Genomic DNA, 13,890 nt, shown 5'->3' with positions numbered 1-13,890 from the left:
TGGCGCGCAGTATACCCAAGGATGAGGACAACAAATACACAGAACTAATAGGGCTAATTTACATTACACGTGATTAGTATTGAGAAATTTCACCGCCTCCAATAAGATGAGAATGGTTATCAATATCATGGAGTGCCCATTTTGCTTTCTTCTGCTTCACCGTATGTGATTGACGAGGTGTTGCACCGTCAATCTCAGCCTCAAAATGCGACGTGGTACGATGTAGATTTAGACGTGCTAGAGGGGCGTACGCAATTTCGGTGCTTCAAACTGGATGATAGCCTGCAGTTTACGATCAGTGAATGCGCGTTTACGCATCCTTATTACTCGACGATTGAATACCCAACCAAGACGACCTTGCTCGTGTTTGGGCTAAGTGGCAAGAACTACTTTGGCTTTAACCGAGACAATGTTGCCTATTTTGTCCGCCCTGGGGACATATGGCTCATTAACGTTGATCGTCCGTTACATCGTTTTTCGCCATCCTCTACAGATAACCGAATGGCAGTGCTAAAAGTGTCTACGACTCGGCTGCGGCAAGCGTTTCAGCAAGATCTAGAGGCATTCTCGGCCGTTTTTGCTCATCCCATTCATAAAGTGGCCAATCAGCAAGACAACATGAAATGGATTGAGCCCTTGATCAACAATCCACTTATCACGCCAATCGATCGAATTCAGGCGGAAAGTAAAGCCTTAGACTTAGTAGCACGTTGGCTGTTTCCTTTATTGGAAAGTCCGAATGTCGCAGAGTCCTTGTTTAAAAAAAGTGATCCCTTGGATCAAGTACGCGCCACATTAATCGAAAACTTGACCAACCCACCGACATTGGGCGAGCTAGCGAGGTCTGTTGGCATGAGTCATACCAAGTTAAACAGAGAGTTCAAGCAAGTGTTTGGAAAAACGGTGTTTGATTGGTTGCGTCAATACCGTATTGAACTGGCCTCTCGCATGTTGACGCAACCCGGTTCAACGGTGTCAGACATTGCTTATCAATGTGGCTTTAGCAGTGCAAGTCACTTGTCTCAAGGTTTTCGTCACCATTTTGGGGTCACACCGATCGAGTTTCGCCGCGGCAAGCGCAAGCCTCTTTGCCCGTGTTGTCAGGGCCGTATTCATCAATAGCTTCCCAGCCATCAAGATGTTGCGTATCGCTGTGAGCTAGCGCATGGAGTGCAGGGCGAAAGTATTGAAGGCATTGACGGTATAGCCGCGTGCCTTGTTCGCCAGATGCTACTCTTTTGTTCTGCGTCTGATAGTGAATCTCTGCTGGGTTATTTATTGTTGTCTTTCAAATAAGAGGGAGAGATAGCATGGATAGCCGCGCGAAATATCTTTGTGATTTGTTGATTGCCCCTACGCGGTGGCAATTGATTGAGTTTGGCTTAACAGTAAAGCTGTTTGACCATCTACAAGCGCCAGTCGCAGTCAAGGCACTGAGTGCGACCTTGAACATGGATGAGCAGCGCCTAACGATGGTGCTTAATGCGCTGGTCTCGATGGGAATACTGCAAAAACAGCAAGATGTGTATCGTTTGCCAACATTCTATCAAGCCTATTTGGTGAGTACAGATCGACAGTATCTTGGAAAGACGCTGTTGCATCTTGCCAAGACAAAGGCCATCGACAGTCAACGATTACAGTATTTGCTTGCCTCATCTGGTAAGGGGGCACCGCAACTGACTCAAATGAAGAACATGCGAGAAAGTGAATTCTGGCTACGTGCGCTTGATAGCTTAAGTGATTTCCACCGTAGCGTGCGTAACCCTACGATCATGCCATATCTGCGTGCGTTGCCTGTTCTCGAGTCTGCAGCGGGCATGAGTGATGACACCACAGAGTCCGATGAACACAAGATAGAGATGCTCGATCTTGGCGCAGGTGCATGCGACCTTGCTGCTGAACTGGTTGCCGCGTTCCCTTCCTTGTCAGTCACGCTGTTTGATCTACCTCCCTGCTCACAAGCGCAAGCGCATCAACGCGAGACTTACCCAGCTGCGTTGCAAGCACGTATTCACCTGCAGGCGGGGGATATGAATGATGCGGTTTGGCCTGCATTGCACTATGACTTGATATTCGCTTCGATGTCGCTCTATTTCGCCAGCGACTTGCCTCAGTTGCTACAGCGGTTACACCAAGCTATGAAGCCTGATAGCGTGCTTGTGAGTTTTCATGAAGGGTTAACCGGGGAAGGCACGCAGCCTGAGGCACACGTTGTCGGAAGGCTGGGTTTAGAGTTACAAAATGGTGCGATGTCATTTGCTAAGGGTGAGATTGAAGCTGCTCTAGCCGCTGCTGGTTTCGAGCAAGTCACCGTAGAGGAGATTGATTATCCGTTTGGGCCAATGCAGTGGATCTGTGCGAAAAAGCCCCGCGCCTAGCGACAGCGCGGGTGATAGGTCGCTTACAGTGAAGACTCTATCTCTTTCCAGAGTTGCTGGTAGTACATCGCTGATGAGGTAGAACGCCCAAAGTCGGTGACGGGCGCACGGTTGATGCCCATCTTTTCAATGTCTGATGAGAAGGGGATACGCGACTTTAGCATATTGGGGTAAACGTCACTGAGTCGCGTCATGGTTTCGTTATGCAGTTTTTTCGCTTTCTGCACCATGCTGTAGAACGGCAGTAGTGCACTAGCTTGAAAGCCGCGCTCATCAAAGAAAGCATTGAGCTGCTCCAGTGTGCGCTCCGACAGCGTACTAGGAATGACGGGAACAATAATCTTGTCGGCGCATTTGAAGACGGCTTCTGACAACACAGAGATAGTCGGAGGGCAATCGAGTAAGACGATATCGTAGTCACTTTTGGCTGCTTTCAGGGTACGTTTTAGCTGGGAATGGGCCTTTTTCATGTTGGCGAGGAAGATATCAAAATCTCGAAAGTCCATGTTCGCGGGTAAAACATCGAGGTTCTCATAGTCACTGCCTTTGATGGACTTTAACATCTTGTCTTGGTCAGTAAAAAAGCGGTTCTCAGTGAGTTTTTTTGATGGCTTGAGTCGGAAGTAAAAGGAAGAAGCACCTTGCGGATCAAGGTCGCACAGTAATACGCGATAGCCGGACTTTGCCATCAAATGAGCAATGTTCACCGAACTTGCGGTTTTTCCGACGCCACCTTTATTGCTATAGCAGGCGATGATTTTCATTTTTCTCTCCTTGTGGCAAATGTGTTTAACGTGCGATGCAAGGCATCGTCTGTCAGAGTCTCAATCAGTGATTCAATATGTTGCTCTGCGTCGCGACGCGCGCGAGCTTGGCCTTGTTCAGATAAAAAGATCAGGGCACCTATTGTTTGCGCCATAGGTACGGGGACATTGGGCGCAGAAGATAGTTGAGTAAGAAATGTGATTTGTACGCACTGATCGTTAAAGTCACCTAAAATCTGCGTCATTTTTTTCAACAATCGAGTGAAAGGTTGCAGTGAATCATCGGCCATTAAGGGCACAATCAGTTCGGCTAGGTACCGCAGTTTCTTACAGGCAATGCGTAACTCGTGCACGCGTTCATCGGGTGTGGTTGGGGTAATCTGTCGTGCAAAATCGGTGGTAAGTGCGATATGAGAAAGAAGGTGCGTGGCGCCTGTGCTTACCATGGCTTGTTTAGCCAGTGGGCCTTTTTTCATTTTGGCTTGCGTCAACGCCTTTGTAAGTTGCGAAAACTGACGTTGGGTCGACTTTTTTTGCAGCGCTTTACTGACAGTGAGGAAGGCCGCTTCGCGCTGCAAACGCAACTCGTTGAACAGGGTATCCGCGCCAGATTGAAGGGACGAAGGCAGCGCCTTGCGGTATGTTTGCTCTGCCAACAAGTAAACATCAAGGTCGCGAAGGTGACCCGATAAAGCCATCAACTCAGCCAATTCCCCCTTGAGCTGCTTGGTTGTAGGCTTGTCATAGACCCCTTTTAGGAGACTGACGATGGAACGCGATTTGCGCAGATTGACACGGTATTGGTGGAGGAATTCACTGTCGATATCTGCCACCACGCCTGCGATGTTGCTTTGCGCGCAAGCAACGAAATCGTTCAGCCACGCATTCACTTGCCCATAGCTGTCCAAATTATCGTAATGATTCGTTGGCACCTTGGCGATAAACGGGTCACGACTAAGGGTTTTTACCCAGTTGTTTTTCCGAAACTTAAACGCACTGAATAGATGCGAAAGTTGCCCAAACGCGCTATCAAATCCCCGCAGCTCTCTTAAAGCGAGCCCTTGCCATTCGCCTAACTGTTTACTGCTTAAGGTAAGCAACCAGGCGCTAGCATGGGTTTTATCAAGCTCATCGAGGAGAGAGATGTGATCGAGGCGAATATCGGCAGAGGATAGACAGAGAAATGTTCGCAGAGGATCGAATGATGTGAGGTATTTTGTCGCACTCAATGCGGCTGTCAGTGTCTCCAGATGCGCAGGGAAGTACAGTGTGGCAGCGTTGACATCGACGACATCAGAGCCAAACTGAATGGTGGTGCCGTCGTGCTCATAGAAGAGGCACTGTTGCTGTTGGCTTAAGTCGAGGTTTGGATTATCGATGAGGGAGACAGGGCCTTCATATCGGGTTTCAGATTCTAATCTGAGTCTGGCCGCCGGACACTGTGAATTGAATGTTTTCGACAAGCGTTTGATGGAGATGGGGTGGCCTTTGAGCCAGTTTTCAGTACTCATTTCACCTTCTTTTTACGTTGTTGGAGGTACTCTGCAATCAACTTCTCAACAATTGCTTGAACACTCGTGTCTTCTTCAATCGCACAGATTTTTAGCGCTTTGAGCGTCGGTTCATCCAGTCGCAATGAAGTGTTTTTTTTATTGCCCATGCCCATATTACCTATGCCTGTGAAAGTTCAAGCTGCGCTGTTTTTTCGCGACATCACGTATGCCAGAACAACAGTCTTGAACACTGAGTTGCCGACGAATGACACACTCTGCGAGACATCATGCTGTCATGACGTCACACAATAAATCTTAATGTATATACATTGATAATACATTTTCGGGTTTGAAAAATGCGAAGATGTTCGCCTTTTTAGGCAAGAAGGCACCTGATTAAAGTTGGCGTGCCTTTGTATGGGCGGGATGTCATCACAGGGCGAACAGTTGCCTGAACTGAGCTAGTCGACGTCGAGAGACTTCAATCTTTGCACCTGAGACCAACTCAAGTACCAAGTTGCCACTACTACAGTGGGTTGTCTGGGTTATCTGGTTAACTTGGACAATATCACTGCGACTCGCGCGGAAAAAGGCTTTGCTTGGAAGGCGTGATTCAATTTGGGCTAAGGTACGGTATATCAGGGGTTTGTTCCCTGAAAAGTGCACGCGGGTATAATTTCCCATTGCTTCAAATCGCTCAACATCGGCGAGCGCAACCAGCCAGCTTTGTTGTCCATCTTTAAGAAAAAACCGTTCGTCGAGTGCGAGTGGCGGCAACGACGCATCGGTATCTTGATGCTGGTGAATAGGACGCAATCGCTGGCAGGCTTTTTTCAGCCGTTTTGGGGCAATGGGCTTCAAGAGATAATCAACAGCATGCTGTTCGAAAGCACGGACCGCAAACTCACTGAAGGCTGTTGTAAAGATAACTTGCGGAGCAGGTAGCAAGGATTCGAGTAACTCGAATCCGTTGCCATCGGGTAAATCAATATCGAGGAAAACAAGGTCGATACTTTGTTGCGACAATATGCGCCTTGCGCTGTTTAGGCTATCTGCTTCCGCAATCAGTTCAATGTTAGCGACGTCGTTGAGTAGGTTGGCGAGCTCAACGCGCGCCAATCTAGAGTCTTCTACAATCATTGCTCGGTACATGCGATCCCCTGAATGCGCACGGTGGCGGTCACTCGGTCATTGGATTCAGAAAGCGAGAGTGTGGCTCGCTCACCGTATATCAGTGCGAGCCTTGCGGTTAAATTCTTAATACCAATCCCACGTGTTTCTATTTGAGCGCACTGCTCGGGCAGATGTCCGGGGTTAGAGACTTGAATCTGCAGACCTTGATTGTCTTTAATGCTGACGACTATTTTCCCGCCTTTTGGGGTCGTATTGATGCCATGCTTAATGGCATTTTCCAGTAAAAGTTGCAGCAACATACAAGGTACAGGTGTCGCATGATGTTGTGTATCGACTTGCCACTCCACTTTTAATCGGCCTTCATACTGTAGCTGATTTAGGGCGATGAAATCCTCTGATAGGTCAAGTTCTTCACATAAAGGCCAAAGCGTTGTTTGCTCAGTGACTAACAATGATCTTAGCACTTCGGAAAGTTGGGTCAGACTCTCTCTCGCTTTTTGTTGATCTTCGAGTATGAGCGCACGAATGTTGTTGATGGCGTTAAAGATAAAGTGCGGATTAAGCTGACTGAGCAGCAAGTCCATCTTGGCCTGTGACAGTCGTGTCTGAAGTTCATTTTCTTTATCCGCTGCTGCTTTGAGGGCTTTTTGGCGAAGGATCAGCAAGTAAACGCTTGTCCAGATGAACAAGAACAGCCAAAGATTGGGAAAGGCGGCGACGATTTGCAGCAGCACCGTTTGGCTTACAGTGACTTGCGTGGCGAGTAAGACAGGGATGAGCACAGTGCCCAGTACCAGCAAGCCGATGCCCGCTGCAAAGAAACTCGATAGCACCGCTTTTTTAACACTGGAGGTGAGTGTCACCACGCCATTTGACTTTAGCCTGCGGTGAATAAAGCCACTTCCGCCGAGTAGGGCGAGACTTAACGCGAGGCCGTTCCATACCTCCATCATGCTAAAGCCCAAAATTGAGGTGCGGATTAAAAAGTTAAATAAACCGAACCCTCCCCAGATAAGGGTTTGAAGAAGCCAAAATTTCACGTGTTTTTTATCCATTGTTTTTCTCCTCCTCTCGGCCGAGGAGACGGCAGAGAGTATATCAAGTTGGTGATAGGGACTGTTGTCGAGATTGATGCTGTCAATTATTGTTGTGATGCGAGTAGTCTGATGTCAGCGAAACAAGCGGGTTGCTGTGTGCTTTTCATGGTTACCTCCAGTTGGGTTGAAGTAACGATATCGTCAGCAACGGGAGAGAGGATCCGATTTTATAGGAGTGGTATTTTTTCGATGTGAGTGGTTGGGTTTGATAAGCCAGAAAGAGAACAGCCCGCAAATGCGGGCTGTGGTGAGAGGAGATTAGGAGGCTTTTTCCGTCGGTTCTTCGTTGTATTCCGCGAAGATTTCGGCGACCGAATCACGGTTCAACTCGCCTTTTAGATTGCCATCATCATCGACAACGGGTAATGAATACTCGCTAGCGATAGATTCGGTGAGGACGGTTTCAATCGCGGCGTCTGGTGACACAACGGGGACCTCTTCATAAACGTCTTCGCTAAAGCTATCAATATCATCATTTTCAGATGCTTGCTGAAGCCCTGCTTGGGTGACAACGCCTTGAAAGCCCTCTTGCGTGACGTGATAAGCATAATCGGTGTTCTGTTTCTTCATTTGGCTGATTGCTTCATCCAGCGACTGGGCTGTGATGCGACAAGCAGGCGGTTTCATAACGGTTTCTACCGTCAGCGCGCGAGCGCGATTCACATCTTTAACAAAGGCTTCAACGTAGTCATCCGCAGGATGAAGAAGGATCTCATCGGGGGTGCCTTGTTGAACTAAGACGCCGTCTTTCAAAATCGCAATACGATCGCCTAGACGCAGCGCCTCATCGAGATCGTGAGTAATAAAGATGATGGTTTTATGAAGCGTTTCTTGCAACTCAATCAACTGATCTTGCATCTCGCTGCGGATCAAAGGATCAAGCGCGGAAAACGCTTCGTCCATCAGCAAGATTTCGGCATCGGTACACAGGGCACGCGCGAGACCCACACGCTGTTGCTGACCGCCAGAAAGTTGGGCTGGATATTGATCTTCGTAGCCTGCGAGGCCGACAGTCTCCATCCACTGTAACGCTTTCTTGTGGCGTGCTTGTTTGTCGATACCCTGAATCTCTAGGCCGTAAGCAATGTTGTCGAGTACTTTACGATGAGGTAAGAGACCAAATCGTTGAAAGACCATCGACATCTTATGGCGACGAAATTCGATGAGCGCTTTGTTAGACAGCTGCATCACATCGGTGCCTTCCACCAAAATCTTGCCTTCTGTCGGATCAATCAAGCGATTGAAGTGGCGGATCATGGTGGATTTCCCCGATCCTGATAACCCCATAATGACAAAGATTTCGCCGCGGTTGATACTGAGATTGATATCACTCAAGCCCACAGTATGTCCCGTTTCTGTCAAAATAGTATTCTTGCTTTCGCCTTGTTTAACACGAGACATAACCTGTTGCGGCTGCGGACCAAACACTTTGTAGAGCCCGCTGATTTCGATAAGCGGCTTAGTCATGCTTTAGATCTCCCAAGTGTGCTTGAGTACGCTTGGCATAAGCTTGTGAAGCGCGGTCAAACATGATGGCGAGCGCGACAATAGCGAGTCCGTTGAGAAGACCGAGCGTAAAGTATTGATTAGTGATCGATTTCAGGACAGGTTGCCCAAGGCCTTTTACGCCAATCATGGAAGCAATGACGACCATTGAGAGGGCCATCATAATGGTTTGGTTGATACCGGCCATGATGGTGGGCATCGCTAAAGGCAATTGTACACCGAGCAATCGCTGCTTTGGATTTGCGCCAAACGCTGTTGCTGCTTCAAGGACTTCTTTATCGACGAGCCGTATGCCTAAGTTTGTCAGTCGGATAACGGGTGGGATGGCATAAATGACAACCGCGATTAAGCCCGGGATCTTGCCGATACCGAGAAGCATGACAACCGGTATGAGGTAAACAAAGGCGGGCATGGTTTGCATGATATCTAACATCGGCGTGACGATAGCTTGGGCACGATCAGAGCGCGCCATTAAGATGCCGATGGGAATGCCGATGACGATAGCGAGCATGGTACAGACGGTAATAATGCTCAAGGTTCGCATGGTGTCTTCCCACATGCCAAAGTAACCAATCAACAACAGAGCGACAACACAGGAGGCGGCCATCTTCCAAGAACGACTCGCGATGTAGATCAGTGCAGTGCAAATGGCGAGGACAATCCACCATGGTGTGCCGATCAGCAGTTTTTCAAACCAGACGAGAAAAGAGAGTAGTGGGTCGAAGAAGGCTTCGATGGTTTCACCGTATTCACGTGAAAACTCTCGATACGCGCCATCGAGGGACTTACGAATTCCAATCAGATCCTTACGGGACATCTCTGGGAATTCTTGTAACCAATTTGAATCAGACATCTTTTTTCCTTAGTCGCGTGCTGGACAACCTAACGCAACACGCGAAGTTGAACTCAAACGCTGCCAGCATCCGTTCTGGCAGCGGGCACAACCGCTTCTATTACAGCGCCGCTTTCACTTTCTCCGCGACATCATTGGGTACCCACGCTTGCCATGTTCGTGGGAATTCGGTGAGGAAGTGCAACATGGCTTCTTCACCATCGGCTTGGTTATCTTCCATCCAAGCCAGTAGTTGGTTCATTTCTGAGTTAGTAAAACCACGCTCAGTGAAATATTGGTAGGCTTGTGGAGCGCGAGAAGCAAACTCTTCAGTAGTCACGGTATGAACCGGAGAGGGTGGGTACATGGTGACTTTCGGGCTTTCGCACTCTTCGCTGGTGGTACAGTTGAGGAACTCATCTTTGTTCACGCCACTGCCGAAGTCGACTTTCACCATCTCGTATTTTCCAAGAATAGCGGTAGGGGCCCAGTAGTAACCAAACCAGGCATCTTGGCGCTCATATGCTTTGGCAATGGCACCCGATAAGCCCGCACCTGACCCCGGATCTACCACTTCAAAACCGTTCTCCTCGAGGTTAAGCGCGTTGAAGAGGTTACCTGCGCTGATCTGACAGTTCCAACCAGCTGGACAGGTATAGAATGCGGATGCATCGGGATCTTCAGGGTGTTCAAATAGCTTCGCGTGTTGACGTACGCCTTGGATAGTGGCTAGCTCAGGATGCTTGTCGACGAGGTACTTTGGCACCCAGAAGCCTTCTTCACCACCATCAATCAGGGCTTTACCCGCATAACGAAGGCGTTTCTCTTCTACCCCTTTGTCGAGGGCTTCTTTGAGACTGTTGCTCCATAGCTCTGGGGCAACATCCGGCTGGCCTTTTTCAACCATGGATGCACCCGTTGGCATGGTGTCGCCGGGTACCAACTCAGCATCACAGCCGTAGCCATGCTCTAAGATAAAGCGGTCTACATGAGCGATTAAGGTGGCTGAACTCCAGTTCATATCGGCAATGGTGACAGACCCACACTGTTCAGCTTGTGCTGTGCCAGCGAGGAGTAGTAGCGCTAAGGCTTTGAGTTTCATGAGCTTTCCTTTCTCCAGAACGATGCCCGTGGACATCGTGTCGAATGATTGATTTAGCGTTCAAATAATTAGGGCTATATATATCTGTTTTGCCTCATAAGTATAGATGATGCTGTGTGTTACATCCTGTTAACGCATTGATTGTCGTTGTGACTTGGTTGGTGGGATGTCAAAAGTGGAGGTGTTAAGCTTCTTGGTGTGATGACTACTAACTATTTACACTCAGATGTGCTTCTTTCTTGTCTCAGGAAGTGATGATGCGTAATTAATTCATCTTTGGTTCAGCGGTACAGCTAACGCTTATTTAGGTTGCAGGATCAGTAATGAGGCGTGTTCAACGTCTTGGATTGGCTATTTGGCAAGGTCGCTGTTGTCCATTTGCTGAAAGAGGTATGCCTGTTTACGGGTTTCCTCTATAATCCCCCCCTTTAGTTTTTAGCCTTGGCGTTGCAATGTCGCATTGGGCTGTACCTTTCAGCGTTTTTTCTCGCGAGATCGTGGGTTTTCTGCAGCTGGATTTGGGTATAGAGTGAATGTAGGTAACATGTCGCCTGTTTTAGGACCAAAGTATGTCTTTTTCTTCACAAAACTTTTCTCCTGAAATTGTTCGTGCACTGGATGAGTGCGGATATCAGAAGTTAACGCCCGTTCAGCAACAGGCGATTCCGCCCGCGCGTCGAGGACACGACATTTTAGCGAATGCGCAAACAGGCACCGGTAAAACCGCGGCTTTCTCTTTGCCGATCATTCAAAAGATTTTAGATACTCCAAAGGCCCGCAAGCCGAAAGTGGCACGTGCGCTGATGCTTGCGCCAACCCGCGAGCTTGCTGCTCAAATAGCACAGAATATCAAAGACTATACGCGCTACGTTGACGTATCGGTTGCTGCTATCTACGGCGGAAACAAGATGTCATCGCAAGTCAATCAGCTTGAGAAAGGGGTCGATATCTTAGTCGCGACGCCGGGACGTCTTTGTGAGCACTTAGAGCAAGGTAATGTTGCGTTTTCAACGCTTGATTTTTTGGTGTTTGATGAAGCTGACCGTATGTTGGATATGGGCTTCATAGGCGATATTCGTACAATCATGAATAGTTTTCATCACCACCCGCAAACCATGCTATTTTCTGCGACTTTCTCTAGCCAAATGAATGTGCTGGCAAAAGAGATCCTCGTCAAACCTAAGCGTATCTCGGTGGCGATGGAAAACTCGACCGCAGAAACGGTGGCGCATGTGGTTTACCCAGTAGACGAAGATCGCAAGCGTGAGCTGCTGTCAGAGTTAATCGGTAAGAAAAATTGGCAGCAAGTGTTGGTCTTTGTGAACTACAAAGAGAATGCCAACATGCTAGTCAAAGAGTTGAAGCTAGACGGTATTAAAGCGGTGCTTTGTCATGGCGATAAAGGACAAAGTGCTCGTCGACGTGCGCTGGCCGAGTTCAAAGAAGGCAAGGCTCGAGTGATGGTGGCGACGGATGTGGCAGCACGTGGCTTGGATATCCAAGGCTTACCTCACGTCGTAAACTACGATTTACCTTTCCTTGCCGAAGATTATGTGCACCGTATCGGGCGTACAGGGCGAGCTGGACAACGTGGTAATGCGGTGTCATTTGTAAGTCGCGATGAAGAGTTGACGCTTGTTCAGGTGGAAAATGTGATTGGTCAGCGTATCCGTCGCATTGAGTTGGCGGGTTATGAACCTAAGCCGCGTGATGCGTATTTGGATAAGCTAAATACTAAGCCAGCATTCAAGGGGCGCAAAGGGCGTACCAATAACCCAGAGCCAGACCAAGCGGGCGCTGAACGTCGAGCGCGGATGCGCAATATGATTAAAAATCGCAATAAAGCGCCGACGAAGTTGAAAGGCTGATCTTTTAACGAAATGATTGGCGTGTGAGAAGGGAAAGGCGAGTGTTGTGACTCGCCTTTTTTGTGCGTGTTAGACGGGCTCTCCCGCTTCATCCTCTTCCACAATGTCTGTTTCAAGTGACGCTTCGGCGAGCCAACGCTGTATAGCGGCAGAGTTCAGCACTTTTTCCTGATACTGCTTAGCCAATGGCGATAGTTCGACTTGATAGGTTTTAAATCTGAGTGCGACAGGCGCAAACATCGCATCGGCAATGCTCCATTCACCAAATAGCCAGCCATCGGGAAACGCACGCATCTGTTGTTGGAAAATCTCATCGATGCGGGCGATATCTCTTTGCGCATCAACTGATGGTGTGAGATTTCGGATAGCGCGACAGTTCATTGGCATCTCATTGCGTAAAGCGAAAAAGCCAGAGTGCATTTCTGCGGCTAGTGCTCGGGCTTTGGCGCGTTGCGCTCGGTCTGCTGGCCAGCCTTTTCCTTCTAGCACCGTCTCGTTGAGGTACTCTGCAATAGCAAGAGAGTCCCAAACTGCGACATCCCCATCGACAAGCGCAGGCACTTTGGCGGCAGGAGAAACGGAGGAAAGGGTTTGGTAAAATTCGTCAGTAAAGAGGGTTAACTTGATGATATTGGCATCGATATTGTGCTGAGCCAAGCACAACCATGCCCGTAGAGACCAAGTAGAATAGTTTTGGTTAGCGATATAAAGATCCATTTTCTCTCCTTTCCTATCGTATAAGCGCTGCGTATCTTGTATTCAAGAGTAAAAGGTTGAGCTTGGTTACACTAACGGATAATTTAAATAGTAGATATCAACAAAAGCGATGGATAGAGATGGATATTGATGCCTTGCGTGGGTTCTTAGCGTTTGTGGAGACAGGCAGTTTTACGCGCGCCGCGAAGCAGATATGCCGGACTCAATCGGCATTTAGCGCTCAAATGAAGAAGCTAGAAGAGGAAGTTGGCCAACCTTTATTTGAGAAAGAGGGGCGAAACCTGGTATTGAGTGAAGCGGGAAAGCTGCTCAATAATCATGCTCAACGTTTACTCTCACTCCATGATGAGTCTTTGCAACAGTTAAAAGGTTATCAAAATAAACGTTCCCTGCGATTAGGCTGCCCAGAAGATTATAATGACGCTATTTTGCCCGTTATTGTTAATGCCATATCACACCAGTCGCCGCGACTGTCTATTCAAATCATCAGTGAACCAAGTGTTGAGCTGCGAAGACGCCTTGATGAGGGGGACATTGATGCCGCTATTTTAACTCGGGCACCGGATAGTGATGAGGGGTACTGGTTATGTGCGGATCAAGGTGTCTGGATTGCGTCGGCAGATAAAAAAGCCCTTCAAGTGTCGCCATTACCCTTGGCGTTGTTTCAGACCGACTGCAAATATCATGGCGCAGCGATTGATGGTTTAACTAAGCGAGGGACCGCGTTTCAGCTTATCTCCTGCAGTAACACGGCGTCGGCACAGCGTGCCATTGTTCGCCATGGTATTGCGATTGGTGCGATGGGAAGAGTGAGTGTATCGCCTGATCTGGTGATTCTAGAAAACATGCCCCCCTTGCCTGCGGTAGATGTGGTGATGGCGGTGTCTGCCGCCTCGCATCCTCTTCTGACGAAAGAGTTTCTGCAACAGCTGCCTAGTCTCTTTGAAGCAATACCCTTGAAGCGGGTTAAGTAGCCATCGGCTCAGGCATTTAGACGTC

At 48.5% G+C, this 13,890-nt stretch carries 13 protein-coding genes; 4 read left to right on the top strand and 9 right to left on the bottom strand.

Annotated elements, in window-relative coordinates:
- The first annotated feature begins 141 nt into the window (after positions 1–141).
- Both TSUB_RS23705 and TSUB_RS23700 read left to right on the top strand, forming a co-directional pair.
- A complete protein-coding gene (locus tag TSUB_RS23705) occupies positions 142–1,122 on the top strand; it encodes a helix-turn-helix domain-containing protein (RefSeq protein WP_087020757.1) in 981 nt (326 codons plus the stop codon).
- A 188-nt stretch (positions 1,123–1,310) separates the two neighbouring features.
- Complete coding sequence (locus TSUB_RS23700; RefSeq protein WP_087020754.1) at positions 1,311–2,378, top strand: class I SAM-dependent methyltransferase; 1,068 nt, start codon at positions 1,311–1,313, stop codon at positions 2,376–2,378.
- Positions 2,379–2,401: 23 nt separating this feature from the next.
- Here the strand turns inward: TSUB_RS23700 and TSUB_RS23695 are convergent, their stop codons facing one another.
- The 8 genes from TSUB_RS23695 to TSUB_RS23660 all read right to left on the bottom strand — a co-directional run bounded on the left by TSUB_RS23695 (position 2,402) and on the right by TSUB_RS23660 (position 10,306).
- On the bottom strand, positions 2,402–3,142 hold the full coding sequence (locus TSUB_RS23695; protein WP_087020751.1) for a ParA family protein: 741 nt from the start codon (positions 3,140–3,142) through the stop codon (positions 2,402–2,404).
- Entirely contained in the window at positions 3,139–4,653 is a 1,515-nt protein-coding gene (locus TSUB_RS23690) for a CHAD domain-containing protein (RefSeq protein WP_087020748.1), read from the bottom strand. Before TSUB_RS23690 ends, TSUB_RS23695 begins: the two co-directional genes overlap by 4 nt.
- Positions 4,650–4,802: a hypothetical protein gene (locus tag TSUB_RS23685; protein ID WP_202819751.1), complete on the bottom strand. Its 153-nt coding sequence runs from the start codon at positions 4,800–4,802 to the stop codon at positions 4,650–4,652. Before TSUB_RS23685 ends, TSUB_RS23690 begins: the two co-directional genes overlap by 4 nt.
- Positions 4,803–5,067: 265 nt before the next feature.
- Entirely contained in the window at positions 5,068–5,787 is a 720-nt protein-coding gene (locus TSUB_RS23680; protein ID WP_087020742.1) for a LytR/AlgR family response regulator transcription factor, read from the bottom strand.
- On the bottom strand, positions 5,772–6,824 hold the full coding sequence (locus TSUB_RS23675) for a sensor histidine kinase (protein WP_087020739.1): 1,053 nt from the start codon (positions 6,822–6,824) through the stop codon (positions 5,772–5,774). The genes TSUB_RS23680 and TSUB_RS23675 overlap by 16 nt, the downstream gene beginning before the upstream one ends.
- Before the next feature lie 300 nt (positions 6,825–7,124).
- Complete coding sequence (locus TSUB_RS23670) at positions 7,125–8,333, bottom strand: quaternary amine ABC transporter ATP-binding protein (protein WP_087020736.1); 1,209 nt, start codon at positions 8,331–8,333, stop codon at positions 7,125–7,127.
- Positions 8,326–9,225: an ABC transporter permease gene (locus tag TSUB_RS23665; protein ID WP_087020733.1), complete on the bottom strand. Its 900-nt coding sequence runs from the start codon at positions 9,223–9,225 to the stop codon at positions 8,326–8,328. The genes TSUB_RS23670 and TSUB_RS23665 overlap by 8 nt, the downstream gene beginning before the upstream one ends.
- Before the next feature lie 100 nt (positions 9,226–9,325).
- Entirely contained in the window at positions 9,326–10,306 is a 981-nt protein-coding gene (locus TSUB_RS23660) for an ABC transporter substrate-binding protein (protein WP_087020730.1), read from the bottom strand.
- Positions 10,307–10,875: 569 nt separating this feature from the next.
- On the opposite strand from TSUB_RS23660, the gene TSUB_RS23655 reads away from it, so the two are divergent.
- Positions 10,876–12,174: a DEAD/DEAH box helicase gene (locus TSUB_RS23655; RefSeq protein WP_087020727.1), complete on the top strand. Its 1,299-nt coding sequence runs from the start codon at positions 10,876–10,878 to the stop codon at positions 12,172–12,174.
- A gap of 69 nt (positions 12,175–12,243) precedes the next feature.
- Here TSUB_RS23655 and TSUB_RS23650 read toward each other — a convergent pair whose 3' ends face one another.
- A complete protein-coding gene (locus TSUB_RS23650) occupies positions 12,244–12,891 on the bottom strand; it encodes a glutathione S-transferase family protein (RefSeq protein ID WP_087020724.1) in 648 nt (215 codons plus the stop codon).
- A 119-nt stretch (positions 12,892–13,010) separates the two neighbouring features.
- On the opposite strand from TSUB_RS23650, the gene TSUB_RS23645 reads away from it, so the two are divergent.
- Positions 13,011–13,865 (top strand): LysR family transcriptional regulator, encoded by an 855-nt coding sequence (locus TSUB_RS23645; protein WP_087020721.1) that lies wholly within the window; start codon positions 13,011–13,013, stop codon positions 13,863–13,865.
- The last annotated feature ends 25 nt before the right edge of the window (positions 13,866–13,890 follow it).

Source organism: Thaumasiovibrio subtropicus, assembly GCF_019703835.1.
GTDB classification, from domain to species: Bacteria; Pseudomonadota; Gammaproteobacteria; order Enterobacterales; family Vibrionaceae; genus Thaumasiovibrio; species Thaumasiovibrio subtropicus.
Note: the sequence above shows the minus strand (reverse complement) of the source record. Positions and strands in the feature narration are given on the sequence as shown.